General features: G+C 63.4%; 17 protein-coding genes. 7 read left to right on the forward strand and 10 right to left on the reverse strand.

Annotated features, from left to right (window positions below):
- Positions 1 to 27 precede the first annotated feature (27 nt).
- Positions 28 to 429 carry a hypothetical protein gene (locus tag APH42_RS24745; protein WP_012270649.1) on the reverse strand — a complete coding sequence of 134 codons (402 nt, stop codon included), beginning with the start codon at positions 427 to 429 and terminating at the stop codon, positions 28 to 30.
- Between the two features lie 128 nt (positions 430 to 557).
- On the reverse strand, positions 558 to 1,904 hold the full coding sequence (pmbA, locus tag APH42_RS24750; RefSeq protein WP_012270648.1) for a metalloprotease PmbA: 1,347 nt from the start codon (positions 1,902 to 1,904) through the stop codon (positions 558 to 560).
- A 109-nt stretch (positions 1,905 to 2,013) separates the two neighbouring features.
- Here pmbA and yjgA point away from each other — a divergent pair, with 109 nt between their 5' ends.
- On the forward strand, positions 2,014 to 2,535 hold the full coding sequence (gene yjgA, locus APH42_RS24755) for a ribosome biogenesis factor YjgA (protein ID WP_012270647.1): 522 nt from the start codon (positions 2,014 to 2,016) through the stop codon (positions 2,533 to 2,535).
- Between the two features lie 57 nt (positions 2,536 to 2,592).
- On the opposite strand, the gene tldD is transcribed toward yjgA, so the two are convergent.
- From tldD to mreB, 8 genes are all read right to left on the reverse strand, one after another.
- Complete coding sequence (gene tldD / locus APH42_RS24760) at positions 2,593 to 4,032, reverse strand: metalloprotease TldD (RefSeq protein ID WP_060494440.1); 1,440 nt, start codon at positions 4,030 to 4,032, stop codon at positions 2,593 to 2,595.
- A gap of 2 nt (positions 4,033 to 4,034) precedes the next feature.
- Positions 4,035 to 4,886 (reverse strand): carbon-nitrogen hydrolase family protein, encoded by an 852-nt coding sequence (locus APH42_RS24765; protein WP_060494441.1) that lies wholly within the window; start codon positions 4,884 to 4,886, stop codon positions 4,035 to 4,037.
- A gap of 8 nt (positions 4,887 to 4,894) precedes the next feature.
- On the reverse strand, positions 4,895 to 8,716 hold the full coding sequence (locus APH42_RS24770; RefSeq protein WP_060494442.1) for a YhdP family protein: 3,822 nt from the start codon (positions 8,714 to 8,716) through the stop codon (positions 4,895 to 4,897).
- A gap of 82 nt (positions 8,717 to 8,798) precedes the next feature.
- On the reverse strand, positions 8,799 to 10,256 hold the full coding sequence (rng, locus tag APH42_RS24775) for a ribonuclease G (RefSeq protein ID WP_012270643.1): 1,458 nt from the start codon (positions 10,254 to 10,256) through the stop codon (positions 8,799 to 8,801).
- A gap of 57 nt (positions 10,257 to 10,313) precedes the next feature.
- Complete coding sequence (locus APH42_RS24780; protein WP_060494443.1) at positions 10,314 to 10,922, reverse strand: nucleoside triphosphate pyrophosphatase; 609 nt, start codon at positions 10,920 to 10,922, stop codon at positions 10,314 to 10,316.
- A 32-nt stretch (positions 10,923 to 10,954) separates the two neighbouring features.
- Positions 10,955 to 11,443: a rod shape-determining protein MreD gene (mreD, locus tag APH42_RS24785; RefSeq protein WP_012270641.1), complete on the reverse strand. Its 489-nt coding sequence runs from the start codon at positions 11,441 to 11,443 to the stop codon at positions 10,955 to 10,957.
- Positions 11,443 to 12,420 carry a rod shape-determining protein MreC gene (gene mreC, locus APH42_RS24790; protein WP_012270640.1) on the reverse strand — a complete coding sequence of 326 codons (978 nt, stop codon included), beginning with the start codon at positions 12,418 to 12,420 and terminating at the stop codon, positions 11,443 to 11,445. Before mreC ends, mreD begins: the two co-directional genes overlap by 1 nt.
- Before the next feature lie 226 nt (positions 12,421 to 12,646).
- The gene (gene mreB / locus APH42_RS24795) at positions 12,647 to 13,684 is read right to left on the reverse strand and encodes a rod shape-determining protein MreB (RefSeq protein WP_003255163.1); all 1,038 of its coding nucleotides are present in this window, start codon (positions 13,682 to 13,684) and stop codon (positions 12,647 to 12,649) included.
- 205 nt (positions 13,685 to 13,889) lie between these two features.
- Between mreB and gatC the strand changes: the two genes are divergently transcribed.
- From gatC to APH42_RS24825, 6 genes are all read left to right on the forward strand, one after another.
- Positions 13,890 to 14,177, forward strand: coding sequence for an Asp-tRNA(Asn)/Glu-tRNA(Gln) amidotransferase subunit GatC (gatC, locus tag APH42_RS24800; protein WP_003255165.1), 288 nt, complete (start codon positions 13,890 to 13,892; stop codon positions 14,175 to 14,177).
- Positions 14,178 to 14,192: 15 nt separating this feature from the next.
- Positions 14,193 to 15,644 carry an Asp-tRNA(Asn)/Glu-tRNA(Gln) amidotransferase subunit GatA gene (gatA, locus tag APH42_RS24805; RefSeq protein ID WP_060494444.1) on the forward strand — a complete coding sequence of 484 codons (1,452 nt, stop codon included), beginning with the start codon at positions 14,193 to 14,195 and terminating at the stop codon, positions 15,642 to 15,644.
- An 11-nt stretch (positions 15,645 to 15,655) separates the two neighbouring features.
- Positions 15,656 to 17,101 carry an Asp-tRNA(Asn)/Glu-tRNA(Gln) amidotransferase subunit GatB gene (gene gatB / locus APH42_RS24810; protein WP_012270638.1) on the forward strand — a complete coding sequence of 482 codons (1,446 nt, stop codon included), beginning with the start codon at positions 15,656 to 15,658 and terminating at the stop codon, positions 17,099 to 17,101.
- A 146-nt stretch (positions 17,102 to 17,247) separates the two neighbouring features.
- Positions 17,248 to 17,622 carry a septal ring lytic transglycosylase RlpA family protein gene (locus APH42_RS24815; RefSeq protein ID WP_060494445.1) on the forward strand — a complete coding sequence of 125 codons (375 nt, stop codon included), beginning with the start codon at positions 17,248 to 17,250 and terminating at the stop codon, positions 17,620 to 17,622.
- A 60-nt stretch (positions 17,623 to 17,682) separates the two neighbouring features.
- On the forward strand, positions 17,683 to 18,726 hold the full coding sequence (locus tag APH42_RS24820; protein WP_041166382.1) for a calcium/sodium antiporter: 1,044 nt from the start codon (positions 17,683 to 17,685) through the stop codon (positions 18,724 to 18,726).
- 10 nt (positions 18,727 to 18,736) lie between these two features.
- The coding region (locus APH42_RS24825) for a carboxymuconolactone decarboxylase family protein (protein ID WP_060494446.1) at positions 18,737 to 19,034 on the forward strand (298 nt) is incomplete at its 3' end.

The following is a 19,034-nucleotide window of genomic DNA, read 5'->3' on the forward strand; positions in this document are numbered from 1 at the left end:
CCCATGCTGTCACGCTCGATACGGGTATCACTCATCATCAAATCCTTGCATCAGTTCATCGGGAGAAATCGACGGCAGCAGGCGGCAATTTGCCAACTGCAGGGCGTAGGGTTGCCAGCGCTGGTTCTGCTCCTGGCGGTCGAGGTTGCGCAGGTCCAGCAGCGGTCGCCAGGCCTGGTCCAGGCACTGGCAGCGCCAATGCCAGGGCAGCATGCGGTCGCAGGCGGTATCCAGCAGCAGGCGGAAGGAGGTCAGTGCCACCGTCCATGACGAGGTTTGCGTACAGCACACCAGGTAGCGGCCTTCGGCCAGGTAATGCTCGATCAGCCGTGGCTCGTCAGGCTCGAGCGCACAGCGAATGCGCCGGCTGAGCCAGCGCCAGTTTTCCAGGTAGGGCAGTTCGCGGAGGACGGGTTTCATGAACATCATCGCCGGGTGACTGGATAATGATATTCATTATTAAGTGATAAATAGAATCACTTCAAGCATCCGTTAGTGAAAGAAAAACCCGGCACGATGGCCGGGTCTTCGATTTCACTGCATGTTTCTGGCGGCAATTAGCTACCCGCGACGGTCATCCGCTCGATCAGCACCGACCCGGTATGGATATTGCTGCGCGTTTCAAGATCGTTACCGATCGCGACAATTTGCTGGAACATGTCTTTCATATTGCCGGCGATGGTCACTTCTTGAACCGCGTGCTGGATCTCGCCATTTTCGACCCAGAAGCCAGCTGCACCACGGGAATAATCCCCCGTCACCATGTTCAGCCCATGCCCCATCAGCTCGGTCACCAGCAGGCCGCGGCCCATACGGCGAATCAACGCGGCCTGGTCTTCGACGCCGTGGGTGACGAACAGGTTGTGCACACCACCGGAGTTGGCCGTGCTTGGCAAGCCCAGCTTGCGCCCGGAATAGGTGCCCAGCAGGTACGACACCAGCTCGCCTTTGTCGACGAACGGCTTGGCGTAGGTGGCCAGGCCATCACCGTCGAACGCGGCGCTACCCAACGCGCGCGGAATGTGCGGGCGCTCGTCGAGGGTAAGCCAGGAAGGGAACAGGCGCTGGCCAATGGTACCTTCGAGGAAGGACGACTTGCGGTACAGGTTGCCGCCGGAAATAGCCGACAGGAAGCTGCCGAACAGGCCACCGGCCAGTTCGGCCGAAAACAGCACCGGCACCTCGCAAGTGGGAACCGGCCGGGCACCCAGTCGGCTGGCAGCACGCTGTGCAGCGCGAACGCCAATGCTGCGCGGGTCGGCCAGCAAGTTGCCCCGACGGTTCACGTCGTACCAGTAGTCACGCTGCATCTGCCCTTCGCCTTCGGCGATCATCACGCAGCTCAGGCTGTGCCGGGTCGAGGCGTACCCACCGATGAAGCCATGGCTGTTGCCATACACGCGGCAGCCCTGGTGGGTATTGAGGGTGGTGCCATCGGCGTTGAGGATGCGCGGGTCGGCATCAAACGCCGCCGCCTCGCAGGCCAGGGCCATTTCGATGGCCTTTTCGGGTTCGATATCCCAATCGTGGTACAGGTCCAGATCAGGAATTTCACGGGCCATCAGCGCCGCGTCGGCCAAGCCCGAACATTCGTCTTCGGAAGTATGCTTGGCAATGGCCAGGGCAGCGGCAACGGTTTCGCGGATCGCGTCCGGGCCACTGGCCGAAGTGCTGGCCGAGCCTTTGCGCTGGCCAACATAAAGGGTGATACCAAAGCCCTGGTCGCGGTTGAATTCGACCGTCTCGACTTCACGCTGGCGTACCGTGGTGGACAAGCCCTGCTCCAGCGAAACTGCCACTTCGCAGGCACTGGCCCCTTGGCGGCGCGCCTCGGCGATGATCGCCTCGACCTGCTCCTGCAATGCTGGCAGGTCTTTCGGACCTACGCTCTGGACTGCACTCATGGTTCTCTCCACTCAAATTCTGCGTACGGCTTGGGGTCATTCTACGACCGGGCCGGACAAGCGGCCCCCGACTGGTTATCATGGCGACGATTTCTAGCGGACTGCCACCATGGTTGATTCAAACAACGACGCCTTCGACGGCGAAAAAAGCAAAACCCAGATCAAGCGCGAACTGCATGAGCTGGTCGAACTCGGTGAGCGCCTTACCACGCTCAAAGCCGATACCCTGGCCCGCCTGCCGTTGACCGACGAGCTGCGCAAGGCCCTGGCCGAGGCCAGCAAGCACACCGCTCATGGTGCCCGTAAACGCCACATGTCGTTTGTCGGCAAGCTCATGCGCGTGCAGGACCTCGATGCCATCCACGCCTTGCTCGAGCAGATGGACAGCTCGAGCCGCCAGTACAACGAGCGTTTCCACAGCCTGGAGCGCTGGCGCGACCGGCTGATCGACGGCAACGACGAGGACCTCGAGCGCTTCGTCAACGAGTACCCCGACACCGACCGCCAGCAGCTGCGCTCACTGGTGCGCCATGCCCAGCACGAAAAGGCCCGGAACAAGCCGCCAGCCGCCGCGCGCAAGGTATTCAAGTACATCCGCGACCTCGACGAGTTGCAGCGCGGGTTGCGCTGACATACGGGACCGATGTGGCAGCGAGCATGCCCGCTGCCACATCGGTCCCCGCAGCCATCACGCCCCGGTACCGCCCACGGTAATCGCATCCAGCTTCAAAGTCGGCTGCCCGACCCCCACTGGCACCGACTGCCCGTCCTTGCCGCATGTCCCTACCCCGCTGTCCAGCGCCAGGTCGTTACCGACCATCGACACACGGCTCATCGCCTCCGGCCCATTGCCGATCAGGGTCGCGCCCTTCACCGGGGCGGTAATCTTGCCGTCTTCGATCAGGTAGGCCTCACTGGTCGAGAACACGAACTTGCCGCTGGTGATGTCCACCTGGCCACCACCGAGGTTGGCGCAGTAGATACCCTTCTTCACCGACGCAATGATTTCCTGCGGGTCGCTTTCGCCGGCTCGCATGTAGGTGTTGGTCATGCGTGGCATCGGCAGGTGCGCATAGGATTCACGGCGGCCGTTGCCGGTCACCGCCATGCCCATCAGACGCGCGTTCAGCTTGTCCTGCATGTAGCCCTTGAGTACGCCGTTCTCGATCAGCGTGGTGCATTCGGTCGGGGTGCCTTCGTCATCCACGCTCAGCGATCCACGGCGGCCTTCCAGGGTGCCATCGTCCACGATGGTGCACAGGCTCGACGCCACTTTCTCGCCGATGCGGCCACTGAATGCCGAACTCCCCTTGCGGTTGAAGTCGCCCTCCAGGCCATGGCCGACCGCCTCGTGCAACAGCACGCCCGACCAGCCCGAACCCAACACCACCGGCAAGGTACCGGCCGGCGCCGGGATGGCCTCCAGGTTCACCAAGGCCTGGCGCAGCGCCTCGCGGGCATACCCCATCACCCGCTCTTCGGTGAAGAAACGGTAATCGGTACGCCCGCCACCGCCCTGCCCACCGCGCTCGCGACGGCCGTTCTGCTCGACGATGACGCTGACGTTGAAGCGCACCAGGGGGCGCACGTCGGCGGCCAGGCTGCCATCGGCCGCCGCGATCAGGATGCGCTCCCAGACTCCGGCCATGCTCACGCTGACTTGCTGAATGCGGGGGTCCAAGGCGCGGGTAGCGGCATCGACACGCTTGAGCAGCTCGACCTTTTCGGCACGGCTGAGCACGTCCAGCGGGTTGTCCGCGGCATACAGGGCAGTCACCTCCTGGCTGCGGAAGGCCTGCACCGTGCCGTTCTGCCCAGCGCGGGAAATCGAACGGGCCGCACGGGCTGCCGAAGTCAGTGCTTCGAGGTTGATGGCATTGCTGTAGGCGAAACCGGTTTTTTCATCGGATTGGGCACGCACGCCCACGCCTTGGTCGAGGTTGAAACTGCCCTCTTTGACGATGCCGTCTTCCAGCGCCCAGGTTTCCGAGATCTGGCCCTGGAAATACAGGTCGGCGGCGTCGATGCCGGGGCCGGCCAACTCACCCAGTACGCTCTGCAGGCTGTCCAGGGTCAAGCCGCCTGGGGCCAGGAGCTGCTCACTGACGGTGGATAACATCTGGCTCATAGTCACTCCGAGGTGTGCGCAGGCCGCAACGCGCCCTGCGAAAAAAAGCGCCGGTGCGAAACCACCGGCATGCGCGCCCGAATGGACGCTTGTTCTTCAATGTCGCGCTCGGCAAGCAGTACCGCTTCGCCTTGCGCCTGTTCTGCGACGATGCGCCCCCAAGGGTCGACGATCGCCGCATGGCCATGGGTTTCCCGTGGGCCTGGGTGGGTGCCTCCCTGCGCCGCAGCCAGCAGGTAGCACTGGGTTTCGATGGCCCGGGCGCGCACCAGCACCTCCCAATGTGCCGCGCCGGTCACGGCGGTAAAAGCAGCCGGCGCAGTGATCAGCTCCGCGCCGGCAGCACGCAATGCGCTGTACAGTTCGGGGAAACGCAAGTCGTAGCACACGCTAAGCCCCAGCCGCCCGACGGGCGTGTCGGCCACCACCACTTGGTCGCCATGGGCGTAGTCGTCCGATTCACGGTAGCGGCCGCGATTATCGGCAACGTCCACGTCGAACAAGTGCAGCTTGTCATAACGCGCCACCACCTCGCCGTGTTCATCGATCAGCAGCGAGCAGGCATGGGCCTTGGACTCAGGCCGGCCGACCGGTGGCAAAGGCAAGGTACCGGCAACAATCCATAACTTGAGGTCGCGGGCGGTGCGTTTCAACCATGGCAGAATCGGCCCATCACCCAAGGCTTCGGCACGGCCAATGGCTGCGGCGTCCTTGCGGCCCATGGCGGCGAAGTTTTCCGGCAGTACCGCCAGCCGTGCGCCGCCCAACGCTGCCTGCTCCAGCAGGGCACCGGCACGCTGCAGGTTGGCCAGCACGTCATCCTGGCTGACCATCTGGATTACCGCTGCCTTCATGGGTACTCCTAGCGGGATTTCTCGAAAGGTTTCACAAATGTGATTCTAGGCTCTTTCCACGGGCCTTCGACACGGTAGTGAACGCTGGCAAAGCGCGACACACGATCACCGATCAGTCGATCGACCAGGAACAGCGCCCCGCCCACAGCGGGTGCGCCGACGATCAGCGCCGCCAGCGGCAGATTATTGGTCACCGGCAGGCTCACCTGCAGGTTGGCATCCACCCGGTCGCGCACCATGTCCAGAGTGCCATCCAGCTCGAAGTTGCTCGATGGGCCGGTCACGGTGATCGGTTCGCGGGTCACGTACACGCCGCTACTGGCTACCAGCAAACCCTTGACCCGGTCATAGGCCAGGCCCTTGTCGAACAGGTCGGAGAAGTCCAGACGCAGGCGCCGGCCAATCGAGTTGAAGTTGAGCAGGCCGAACACCCGCAGTGCCTGGGCGCTGCCTTCAACCTCGACGAATTGGCCCGTACGCAGCGCCGCATCCATGCTGCCCGAAAAACGCGTCAGGCTCACCGCGGCAGGCGAACCCGGCCAGCGGCCATCTACATCCAGGCGGAAGTCGCGGCTGGTCACGGTGGGAGCGAAGCCCCAGGCCTTGAGCACATCCGCCAGGTTCTTGCCGTCCAGACGCCCTTTGTACCAGCTGCTGGTTTTGCCGGTTTCACCTTCCCAGCCGCCACCGCCATCGATGCGCAAGCCTTTGAAGTCAAGGTCGATGTCGCTGGCGGTAACGCCACGCGCAGTCGGCCGCAGCTTGATCGAGGCGCTGCCGAACAGGTCGTCACCGCGGTAGAGCTTGTCGATGCTCAGGTCCAGCGCCGGCACCTTGCGCGGATCGAACGAGGCCAGCGGGTCCGGGCCTTCTTCAGCCTGCTGCTCTGCGGCGCTGGCGGCAGGCAGGCGCAAGGTCTGCATGCGCACGACCATTGGCGCGCCCTTGGCATCTGGTACGCGGGCGTTGCCGATGACTTCCTTGCTATCGAGGCGCAAATCCCAGGCCGGGCCGCCTCGAGCCAGCCGCACTACAGCCTGATTCAGATCCATGCCGAAGGCTTTCAACTGGCCGATGCTCAGGTCGACGCTTTGCAGGTTCTGCCGCGCACTGCCACCGGGGTCGTCACCGGCCAGGCGGGCCGCCTGTTCTTGCCAGGGAGCCAGGTCCAGCGCCTCCAAACGCCCGCGCACCCTCAGGCCTTGGCTGGCAGGTAGCTGGGCGTCACCGGTACCCAACAGTAGCTCGCCACGGCCCTGTGCCAGCTTGTCGGCCGGTGCGGCATAGGCAAAACGTGCAAGGTCGGTATAGGAGGCATCGAAGCGCCGCTCCGGGCCTTGCAGGTTCATGCTGAAGCGGCTGTCGCGGGTATCCGCCGCTGCTTTGCCGAACGGCGCTGGCAGGTCGATCGCCAGGCCCTTGAGGCTGGAGGTGACGCTCAGGCTGTTTTCCCGGCTGCCCAGGCTCAGCTGCAACTGGTACGGCAGGTCGCCGGACGCCGGCAAGGACGGGGTGAACTGCAGCCAGTCGGTCAACGCTTTGAGCGATACCTGGCCATTGGCATTGATACGGGTCTGCATCTGCCCCGCTTGGCCTTCAGCGGAGATTTGCGCCGTCACTGGCTTGCCGAAGGCCTGCAAGCTGATGCCCTTGCCACTCAGGCCCTTGTCGAAGTCGAAGCTGAAGTCACCCTTCAGGCGGTTCAATTCCAGGCTCGGCGGGGCGACTTTCAGCCGCGCATCGCTGGTGGCGAAGTCCACCTGCACTTTCGGCCGCTGCCCATGGGCCAGCGGGATGTCGAGTTTGACCTTGCCCTTCAGTGGCCCCTCACCTTCCCAGCCGGCGAAAATCTCACCGGTGCCGATTGGTGCTTCCTTGAGGATTTTCAGGCCATCGCCCAGGCTGCCGTCGAAATCGCCATCCAGGTAAAGGTGGCTGTGCTGATCACCCTCGACATGCGGAATATCGACCTGTACATCGCTGACTTTGGTGTCGAGCAACACACCGCGCTGGGCCTTGATGCGCACGCCGCTGTCCTCGATGAACACATCGCCATCCACATGCTGCACCTGCGGCCAACCGGGCTGGAAATCCAGGGCCGCGTCATGCACCTTGAAGAACAGGCTGATACTGCGTGCCTCTGGCACCGCGCCATGATTCAACGACCCCTGGTACTGGAAGTAACCTTCATCCACCGCGCCTTTGACGATGGCGCTGCGCAGCCACTCGTCGAGCGCCGGGCTAAGCACTTCGGGCAGGTATTTGGCGGTATAGCGACCATCGCCCTCGGTCAGGCCGACGCGCAGGTCCATGTAATCCTCGCGGCCTTCCTCGAACAATAGGCGGATCAGGAAGTCACCGGCGATCTTGCCTTCTTCGCCCAGCACCTTGAGGTACGGCGCGATCAGGGTGAAACCGTCTTTGTCCAAGGCCCAGGTCAGCTGTGCATTGGCCTTCTGGTAGTGCCAGGGTTTGGCGAAGATCGGGTACAGATGCAGCATGAACGCATCGGTATCCAGGCGCAGCTCGCCGTGGCCCAGGTCACCACTGATGCTGCCACTGACGTTACCGGCGGCTGGCGCACTGTGATAAGCCTCAAAACCCACCTTCTCCAGGTTGGCGGCGAACTGCAAGCGCTGATCACCCTCGGCCTTGGGCCTGGCCTCGAGGCGCACATTGCGCAGCGCACCGGTCACCTTCAAGCCATTTACCACGTCCATGACGTTGTCTGGCAGCGGTGCCAAGGCATCGATCAACGGGGTCAGCGGCGTGAGGTCGAGACGATCAGCCTGTACCTGCCAGCTTTCATCGGCAGCACTCTGGCCAGGGCGCTGCTGCAACTGCAGGTGCGACTCCCAGCGACGCTTGCCGATGTCCATGGCCAACGAGTCGACCACCACATCGAAGCCCTGCTCGCGACGCTGGAACCAGGCGCCCAAGGCCAGGTTATCCAGCTTGGCGGCCTTTCGTCCGGCATAGGCGCCTTGTAGCTCAGGCGCATTGAGCCGTACTACGGCCTGCTGCAGCTGCCCTTTGCCCCAGTCGACCCAGAACTCACCACCTGCGCGCAGGGTGTCAGCTTGCCACTGTCCCAGCAGACTTGGTGGCAGCCAGTGCGACCAGTCACTTTGCGGCAGGCTCAGATAAGCTTCGACCTGGCCATCGCGCCAGGCCTTGGCCGACATACGGCTGTGCAGGGTGAGTGCCAGAGGCTGGCCGTCAGGCAAGGTCGCCCGCAGGTCCACCGCCTGGCGTGCTGGGCCGGCCTGCAGGCCAGCGCTCACATAAGTCAGGGTAAGCGGGTCGCGCTGCCAGGGGTGCAGGGTGACCTGGCTGTCGAATACATCGACGCGGCCTAGCTGGCGCAGGCGCTGCAACAGGTCGGCCGGGTCCAATGGCGCATCGTCCTTCTTGGGTAGGCCTTCGAGGTCCCAGACGCCCTGCTCGTTCTCACGCAGGATCAACTGCAAGCCGCCCAACTGGATGCGTGCCAGGCGCACTTCGCGGGCGGTGAGGCTGGCCCAGACGTCGGGCACCACCATCACGTCATCCAGGCGCAGCGCGGTGGCGCCTTCGCCCAATTGCAGGTCGCGCACCCGCAGCACCGGTGCCAGCCCGCTCCAACGGCCTTCCAAGGCACCCACATGTACGGGGAGGCCCAGCGCCTGCTCGGCCTTGCGCTCTACATCGGCGCGGTACTCGGCGACCAGCGGCACCAGTTCGCGGCCGAGGCTGACATACAGCGCCACCAAAACCGCCAACAGGGCGCATACGCCCAGCCCCCAGCGGGTCAGGGCGACAAGAACGCGGGTCAGACGTCCCATGGCCATGGCCCTCCAAGTCGTTTATCCATGATGGCCCGTAGTGCCGGTTTTGCCAGCCAGACCATCCAGCGGCGTGTTCGAGAAGACCTCAGAGCAGCACCACGTCGTATTGTTCCTGCGAATACATCGACTCGACCTGGAAGCGAATGGTTCGGCCGATGAAGGCTTCCAGTTCCGCCACGTTGCCCGATTCTTCATCCAGCAGGCGATCGACCACCTTCTGGTTGGCCAGCACACGGTAACCCTCGGCCTGATAGGCACGGGCCTCGCGCAGGATCTCGCGGAAGATTTCGTAACAGATGGTCTCGGGAGTCTTCAGCTTGCCGCGCCCCTGGCAGGCCAGGCACGGCTCGCACAGCACCTGCTCCAGGCTTTCCCGCGTACGCTTGCGGGTCATCTGCACCAGGCCCAGCTCGGTGATGCCGATGATGTTGGTCTTGGCGTGGTCGCGCTCCAGCTGCTTTTCCAGGGTACGCAGCACCTGACGCTGGTGCTCTTCGTCTTCCATATCGATGAAGTCGATGATGATGATGCCGCCAATGTTGCGCAGGCGCAGTTGCCGGGCGATGGCGGTGGCGGCTTCGAGGTTGGTCTTGAAGATGGTTTCTTCGAGGTTGCGATGGCCCACGAACGCCCCGGTGTTGACGTCGATGGTGGTCATCGCTTCGGCCGGGTCGACCACCAGGTAGCCGCCGGACTTCAGCGGCACCTTGCGTTCCAGGGCACGCTGGATCTCGTCTTCGACGCCGTACAGGTCAAAGATAGGCCGCTCGCCTGGGTAGTGTTCGAGGCGGTCGGCGATTTCCGGCATCAGCTCGCCGACGAACTGCGTGGTTTTCTGGAAGGTTTCCCGCGAGTCGATGCGGATCTTTTCGATCTTCGGGTTGACCAGGTCACGCAGGGTACGCAGGGCCAGGCCCAGGTCTTCGTAGATGACTGTGGGTGCGCCGCAGGTCTTGATCTGGGTGCCAATCTGCTCCCACAGGCGGCGCAGGTAGCGGATGTCCTGCAAGATTTCTTCGGCACGCGCGCCCTCGGCTGCGGTGCGCAGGATGAACCCTCCGGCATCCTTGATGTTCTCGCTGTCCATGCAATCGCTGACCACCTGCTTGAGGCGCTCGCGCTCGGCTTCGTCCTCGATTTTCAGCGAAATACCGACATGGCTGCTGCGCGGCATGTACACCAGGTAGCGCGACGGGATCGACAGCTGAGTGGTCAGGCGTGCACCCTTGGTGCCGATCGGGTCCTTGGTCACCTGCACCACAAGGGCCTGGCCTTCGTGTACCAGTGCGGTGATGTTCTCTACCGCCGAACCTTCGCGCTGGGATATTTCCGAGGCATGGATGAACGCTGCGCGCTCCAGGCCGATGTCGACGAAGGCCGCCTGCATGCCCGGCAGCACGCGTACCACCTTGCCCTTGTAGATATTGCCGACGATGCCACGGCGCTGGGTGCGCTCGACGTGCACTTCCTGCAGCACCCCGTTTTCCACCACCGCCACACGTGACTCCATCGGCGTGATGTTGATCAGGATCTCTTCACTCATGGCAGGCTCTCGTCAAAGGTCTTTTGTAATGATGGATGGCGTATGCACTGCTGGCTACTACGGGTTTGTTACCTCTGGCGTATGCACGGGCGCTTGCCAGCAGGCGATGCCGAACTGGCCAAGCACGTCGGCCGTTTCACTGAGCGGCAAGCCAACCACCGCCGAGTAGCTGCCGGAAAGGTCGGTGACGAACACCGCGCCCAGGCCCTGGATGGCGTAGCCGCCAGCCTTGTCCGCTGGCTCGCCGCTGGCCCAGTAGCGCTGCGCTTCATCGGCGCTGATAGTGCGAAAACGTACTGTGCTGGTGACGCAAAAACTGTGCACGCCCTGGCCATCATCGAGGGCGACAGCGGTCAGCACCTGATGCTCACGGCCTGAAAGGTCTGCCAGCATGGCCAAGGCATCTTCGCGGTTTTCCGGCTTGCCGAGAATACGACCATCGAGCACCACGGCAGTGTCTGCGCCGAGCACTACAGCGGGGCCATCGACACTGGCCAGGCCGGCCGCAGCCTTGGCCCGAGCCAGGCGTTCGACGTAGGCCGGTGCGCTTTCGTTGGCTAGCGGGGTTTCATCGATGGGGGCGCTGATGACGCTGAACGGCACACCGATCTGGGTCAGCAGTTCACGACGACGGGGCGAGCCGGAGGCCAGGTATAGCGGGTTCATGCAGACATCTCCCTGTCAGTGGCGCGTCGCCGTCAATTGATATGCAAACGTCGGCGCAAATCGCGCAGGGCGAAACTGATCCACGGCCAGAGCAAGGCACTGATCACCGCCGACCAGACTAGCGCCAGGGTAGGCAGGCGATTGCCGGTCAGTGCGCTGAGCCACAGCTGAATCAGCTGGGCGATGCCGAAGATCACCAGGATGACCAGGCTTTGCTGCCACATGGGGAACATGCGCAGGCGTTGCTGCAGGGACAGCACCAGGAAGGTGATGAGGGTAAGGATCAGCGCGTTCTGCCCCAGCAGGGTGCCATACAGCACATCCTCGGCCAGGCCCAGCAAAAACGCGGTGGTCATGCCGACCTTGTTCGGCACGGCGAGGGTCCAGAACGACACCAGCAATGCCAGCCACATGGGCCGGAACACTTCCATGAACTGCGGCATGGGCGAAACGCTGAGCAGCAAGCCGATGGCGAACGTCAGCCAGATGACCCAGCCATTGTTGCGGCGTGATGCAGCCATCATTGCCTCCGGGTGTGAGCGGGTGCGGCCGGCGTGACAGGTGCAGCAGCTGGGGCTGCTGACTGCGCGGGCGGTGTAGCCGGCGCTGCCGGGGTGGCTGGCACGGCAGGTGCAGCCTGCTCGCCGGTAGCGGCCGGCTGGCCAGCAGGCGCGTTGCCCTTGCGGTCGGCCTCTTCCTGGGCAATGGCGGCATCGGTGGCACGCTGCTCCGGGCTACGCCGATCACTGAACACCAGCAGCATATAGCGGCTGCGGTTGAGCGCGGCGGTGGGGATGGCACGGACAATGGCAAATGGCTGGCCGGAGTCGTGGATCACTTCGTTGACCGTAGCCACCGGGTAACCGGCCGGGAAGCGCTGCCCCATGCCGGAACTGACCAGCAGGTCGCCTTCCTTGATGTCGGCGGTGTCGGCCACATGGCGCAACTCCAGGCGCTCCGGGTTGCCGGTGCCGCTGGCGATGGCACGCAGGCCGTTGCGGTTGACCTGCACCGGAATGCTGTGGGTGGTATCGGTCAGCAACAGCACCCGCGAGGTGTAGGGCATCAACTCGACCACTTGGCCCATCAGGCCACGGGCATCGAGCACTGGCTGGCCCAGGAACACACCATCACGCTCCCCCTTGTTGATCAGGATGCGGTGGGTGAACGGGTTGGGGTCCACACCGATGAGCTCGGCCACTTCGACCTTTTCGTTGACCAGGGCCGAGGAATTGAGCAGCTCGCGCAGCCGCACGTTCTGCTCGGTCAGGGCCGCCAGCTTCTGCAGGCGCCCCTGCAGCAGCAGGGCTTCGGTCTTGAGCTTCTCGTTTTCGGCTATCAGCTCGGTGCGGCTGCCGAACTGGCCGGCCACACCTTGCCAGGCACGCTGCGGCAAGTCGGTGATCCAGTACGATTCCATCAGCACCAGGCCCATCTGGCTGCGCACGGGCTTGAGCACGTCGAAGCGCGCGTCGACAACCATCAACGCGACCGACATCACCACCAGAACGAGCAGGCGAACGCCCAGCGAAGGGCCCTTGGAGAAAAGCGGTTTAATGGGCCGTTCCTCGTGGACGACTCAGGAGGTCATTGGACATGGGACAACGCACCAGCCTGGTTGCGGGTTGACGGATACGGCGCCCCAAACGGGCGCCAGCCCAGCACATACAGGTAGCACTGTGCGTACTACCTGTAAACCGGGCGCTCGTGAACAGCGAGTGGGATCACTCGCTGGAGAGCAAGTCCATCGCGTGCTTGTCCATCATCTCCAGGGCGCGACCGCCGCCACGGGCGACACAGGTCAGCGGGTCCTCGGCGACGATCACCGGCAGGCCGGTTTCCTGGGCCAGCAGTTTGTCGAGGTCACGCAGCAGCGCACCACCACCGGTCAGCACCAGACCACGCTCGGCGATGTCCGAGGCCAGCTCCGGCGGCGATTGCTCAAGGGCGCTCTTGACCGCTTGGACGATGGTCGCCAGCGACTCTTGCAGCGCTTCGAGCACTTCGTTGGAGTTCAGGGTGAAGGCACGCGGTACGCCTTCGGCCAGGTTGCGGCCGCGAACGTCGACTTCACGTACTTCGCCACCGGGGTAGGCCGTACCGATTTCCTGCTTGATACGCTCGGCGGTGGATTCGCCGATCAGGCTGCCGTAGTTGCGGCGCACGTAGGTGACGATGGCTTCGTCGAAGCGATCGCCGCCAACGCGCACGGATTCGGCATAGACCACGCCGTTCAGCGAGATCAGGGCGATTTCGGTGGTACCGCCACCGATATCGACGACCATCGATCCGCGAGCCTCTTCGACCGGCAGGCCGGCACCGATGGCAGCAGCCATCGGCTCTTCGATCAGGAACACTTCACGGGCACCGGCACCCAAAGCCGACTCGCGGATGGCGCGGCGCTCGACCTGGGTCGACTTGCACGGCACGCAGATCAGCACGCGTGGGCTTGGCTGCAGGAAGCTGTTCTCGTGAACCTTGTTGATAAAATATTGCAACATTTTTTCGCACACGCTGAAGTCGGCGATGACGCCGTCCTTCATCGGACGAATGGCAGCAATGTTGCCAGGCGTACGGCCCAGCATGCGTTTGGCTTCGGTACCGACGGCGACGACGCTTTTCTGGTTGCCATGGGTACGGATGGCAACAACCGAGGGCTCATTCAGGACGATACCGCGCTCACGCACGTAAATAAGGGTGTTGGCAGTACCCAGGTCGATGGAAAGATCGCTGGAAAACATGCCACGCAGTTTCTTGAACATGGGAAAGTGACCCTGGGGAAAGCGTGGGTAAAAAAGTGCGGCAAACTCTAACAATGGCAGGGATTTTGGGCAAGGAGCCAATATGTTAAATTGGCTGTTTTTCCGAGCACGCCAGCAGAATTTCGCGGCCGTTAGACCGCCAGAAAGCTGACATGTTCCTCACTACGGACCTAAATTCCGTTCTTTGTTTCCCTTGGAGATCCTCATGGCGCTTGAACGCTGCGACGTGGAAAAGATCGCCCATCTGGCCCGCCTGGGCCTCAATGATGGCGAACTGCCACGCATTACCGACGCCCTGAACAGCATTCTCGGCCTTGTAGACCAGATGCAAGCGGTCGACACCACTGGCATCGAGCCACTGGCCCACCCGCTGGAGGCCAGCCAGCGCCTGCGCCCTGACCAGGTCACCGAAAGCAACCAGCGCGACGCCTACCAGGCGATCGCACCGTCGACCGAAAGCGGTCTGTACCTGGTTCCCAAAGTCATCGAGTAAGGGATAGAACCTGCCATGCATCAATTTACCCTGGCCGAGATCGCCCGCGGACTCGCCGACAAATCGTTTTCTTCCGAAGAGCTGACCCGCGCGCTGCTGGCGCGCATCAAACAGCTCGACCCGCAGATCAACAGCTTCATCAGCGTCACCGAAGACCTGGCCCTGGGCCAGGCACGTGCCGCCGACGCCCGTCGCGCCGCTGGCGAAACCGGCGCGCTGCTGGGGGCGCCGATCGCCCACAAAGACCTGTTCTGCACCAACGGCGTACGCACCAGCTGCGGCTCGAAGATGCTCGACAACTTCAAGGCGCCGTATGACGCCACCGTGGTCGCCAAGCTGGCCGAAGCCGGCATGGTCACCCTGGGCAAGACCAACATGGACGAATTCGCCATGGGTTCGGCCAACGAATCCAGCCACTACGGCGCGGTGAAGAACCCGTGGAACCTCGAGCACGTACCCGGCGGCTCGTCCGGTGGCTCGGCCGCTGCAGTGGCCGCGCGCCTGCTGCCCGCCACCACCGGTACCGACACCGGCGGCTCGATCCGCCAGCCAGCTGCACTGACCAACCTCACCGGCCTCAAGCCGACGTACGGTCGTGTGTCGCGCTGGGGCATGATCGCCTACGCCTCCAGCCTCGACCAGGGCGGCCCGCTGGCCCGCACCGCCGAGGACTGCGCCCTGCTGCTGCAAGGCATGGCCGGTTTCGACGCCAAGGACTCCACCAGCATCGAAGAGCCAGTGCCGGACTACAGCGCCAACCTGAACGCTTCGCTGCAGGGCCTGCGCATCGGCCTGCCGAAAGAGTACTTTGGCGCAGGCCTCGACCCACGCATCGCCGAACTGGTCCAGGCCAGCGTCAAGGAGCTGGAAAAGCTCGGTGCGGTGGTCAAGGAAATCAGCCTGCCGAACATGCAGCACGCCATCCCGGCCTACTACGTGATCGCCCCGGCTGAAGCCTCTTCCAACCTGTCGCGCTTCGACGGCGTGCGCTTCGGCTACCGCTGCGAAGAGCCCAAAGACCTCACCGACCTGTACAAGCGTTCCCGCGGCGAAGGCTTCGGCGTTGAAGTGCAGCGCCGCATCATGGTCGGCACCTACGCGCTGTCGGCGGGCTACTACGACGCCTACTACGTGAAGGCGCAGCAAATCCGCCGCCTGATCAAGAACGACTTCATGGCCGCCTTCAACGATGTCGACCTGATCCTCGGCCCGACCACGCCAAACCCGGCCTGGAAGCTCGGCGCCAAGAGCAGCGACCCGGTCGCCGCCTACCTGGAAGACGTCTACACCATCACCGCCAACCTGGCGGGCCTGCCGGGCCTGTCGATGCCCGCTGGCTTCGTCGACGGCCTGCCAGTCGGCGTGCAACTGCTCGCGCCGTACTTCCAGGAAGGCCGCTTGCTCAACGTCGCGCACCGCTACCAGCAAGTGACCGACTGGCACACCCGCGCCCCCAACGGCTTCTGAGGAATTCACACATGCAATGGGAAGTTGTGATCGGGCTGGAAATCCACACTCAGCTCGCCACCCAGTCGAAGATTTTCTCCGGCAGCGCCACCACCTTTGGCTCCGAGCCGAACACCCAGGCCAGCCTGGTTGACCTGGGCATGCCCGGTGTACTGCCGGTGCTGAACCAGGAAGCCGTGCGCATGGCGTGCATGTTCGGCCTGGCCATCGACGCCGAAATCGGCAAGCGCAACGTGTTCGCGCGCAAGAACTACTTCTACCCGGACCTGCCCAAGGGCTACCAGATCAGCCAGATGGACCTGCCGATCGTCGGCAAGGGCCACCTGGACATCGCCCTGGAAGACGGCACCATCAAGCGCATCGGCGTAACCCGTGCGCACCTGGAAGAAGACGCTGGCAAGAGCCTGCACGAAGACTTCAGCGGTTCCACCGGCATCGACTTGAACCGTGCCGGCACGCCACTGCTGGAAATCGTCTCCGAGCCTGACATGCGCAGCGCCAAGGAAGCCGTGGCTTACGTCAAGGCGATCCACGCGCTGGTACGTTACCTGGGCATCTGCGATGGCAACATGGCCGAAGGTTCGCTGCGTTGCGACTGCAACGTGTCGATCCGCCCGAAAGGCCAGACCGAGTTCGGCACCCGCTGCGAGATCAAGAACGTCAACTCGTTCCGCTTCATCGAGCGCGCGATCAACAGCGAAATCCAACGCCAGATCGACTTGATCGAAGACGGCGGCAAGGTGGTGCAGGAAACCCGCCTGTACGACCCGAACAAAGACGAAACCCGCTCCATGCGCAGCAAGGAGGAAGCCAACGACTATCGCTACTTCCCCGACCCGGACCTGCTGCCGGTGGTGATCGAGGACAGCTTCCTCGACACCATTCGCGCCGGCCTGCCAGAGCTGCCACCACAGAAAGTCGAGCGTTTCCAGAGCCAGTACGGCCTGTCGGCATACGACGCCAACGTGTTGGCCTCCAGCCGCGAACAGGCAGATTACTTCGAAGAAGTAGTGAAGATCGGTGGCGACGCCAAGCTGGCGGCCAACTGGGTCATGGTCGAACTGGGCAGCCTGCTGAACAAGCTGGGTGTCGAAATCGACCAGGCGCCGGTCAGCGCCGCGCAACTGGGCGGCATGCTGCTGCGCATTCGCGACAACACCATCAGCGGCAAAATAGCCAAGACCGTGTTCGAGGCCATGGCCGCCGGTGAAGGCGATGCCGACAGCATCATCGACAGCAAGGGCCTGAAACAGGTTACCGACACCGGTGCGATCGACAAGATGCTCGACGAAATGCTGGCAGCCAATGCCGAGCAGGTCGAACAGTACCGCGCAGCCGATGAGGCCAAACGCGGCAAGATGTTCGGCTTCTTCGTCGGCCAGGCCATGAAAGCTTCCAAAGGCAAGGCCAACCCGGGGCAGGTGAACCAATTGCTCAAAGCCAAGCTCGAAGGGTGATTGTTTTACCCCCGTAATGCTGCGAGGGCTTTGCCCTCGTTCGCGGCAACAGCCGCTTCCAAAGCTACGGCGACGCGCCCAAGGGCTGCGCCGTAGCTTTGGAAGCGGCTGTTGCCGCGAATGGCCGCACTAGGAGAGCACCTGACTTGCTAAAACGATCCCTCGGCACACTGGCCCTCTTCTCCTTCCTGGCCGGCTGCGCCAGCCACGACATCGACCCACGCGGTTACGACCAGACGGGCACCGCCTCCTATTACGGCTCGCGCCACCACGGCAAACGCACCGCCAGCGGCGAACCATTCAACCAGCACGGCCTTACCGCCGCCCACCGCAGCCTGCCTTTCGGTACCCGCGTACTGGTCACCAACATGGCCAACCAGCGCAGCGTGGTGGTACGCATCAACGACCGAGGCCCGCACACCCGTGGCCGATTGATCGACTTGTCTCGCGCCGCAGCAGAAAAAATCGGCATGCTCCGTAGCGGAATAGCGCGCGTGCGAGTACAAGGGCTTAGCGACTGACGCGACAGGAGTCCGACCATTTTCGACCTGGCCACCCTTCCCACCTTTAGCCTGCTGCAACTGGGCATTGCCCTGCTGTTGCTGATCGGCGGCGCCGAGCTACTGGTGCGCGCCGCGTTGCGCCTGGCACAGCGCCTGCACGTGCGCCCGCTGATCATCGGCCTGAGCCTGGTGGCGTTCGGCAGTACCGCGCCACAATTGACCGTGAGCCTGCAGGCTGCCTACCAGGGAGCGCCCGATGTGGCGGTCGGCAGCGTGGTCGGCAGCAACATCTTCAACATCCTGGTCATTCTTGGCCTGGCCGCGCTGATCATCCCGCTGCGCGTGTCACGCCAACTGGTGCGCCTGGACATTCCGTTGATGATCATCGCCAGCGGGCTGGTGTACGCATTGTCCACCAACGGCCACCTGGGCCGAGTGGAAGGGGCACTGCTACTGCTGGGCCTGGCTGGTTACCTGGCAATGCTCTGGCACCAGTCCCGCCACTATGCACGCACTTACCCCGCCCCGGATGCTGCCAGGTCCAGCGCCGGGCGCTTCTGGTCAGGCACGCTGCTGCAGGTGTTGGTCGGCCTTGGCCTGCTGAGCCTGGCGGGCCACTTACTGCTGGAAGCCGCCGTCGAGGTGGCTACCGACCTGGGCCTGTCCGAGCGCATCATCGGCCTGACAGTCGTCGCCGTCTGCACCTCCCTGCCGGAGCTGGCCGCAGCGCTGATTGCCGCCCTGCGTGGCGAACGGGAGATTGCCGTGGGCACGGTCATCGGCAGCAACCTGTTCAACCTGCTGGCCGTGCTGGGCCTGACCGCGCTGATCGCCCCAGAGCCGCTGTCGATCTCGCCCAACGCGCTGTCTTTCGACTTGCCTGTAATGCTCGGCGTTGCCCTATTGAGCCTGCCAGTGTTCTATTCCGGCTACCGCATCACCCGCGCCGAAGGCCTGGTGTTTCTTTGCCTGTACCTGGTCTATGGCCTGCATGTGGCAGCCTTTACCATGGGCATGCCGCTGGCCGGCCGCCTGGAACGATTGATGCTGTTCTATGTACTGCCGGTGCTCGCCATGGTGTTGCTGTACACCACCGTACGTGCCTGGCGCCGCCAACACTAAGGAAAACAACATGGCTGATAGCAACAAGACCGGCGAGCAAATTCGCCGTCAGGTAATGGGCGATGCATTCGTCGATCGCGCACTGGGCAATGCCACCGACTTCACCCAGCCGCTGCAGGACTTCGTCAATGAACATGCCTGGGGCAGTGTGTGGGCGCGTGACGGACTACCTCTGAAGACTCGCAGCCTGATTACCTTGGCCACGCTGACGGCACTGAAGTGCCCGCAGGAGCTCAAGGGGCATGTGCGCGGGGCGTTGAACAATGGCTGTACGGTCGAGGAAATCCGCGAGGCGTTGCTGCATTGTG

Source organism: Pseudomonas sp. NBRC 111140, from assembly GCF_001320885.1.
Classification (GTDB): Bacteria; Pseudomonadota; Gammaproteobacteria; order Pseudomonadales; family Pseudomonadaceae; genus Aquipseudomonas; species Aquipseudomonas putida_P.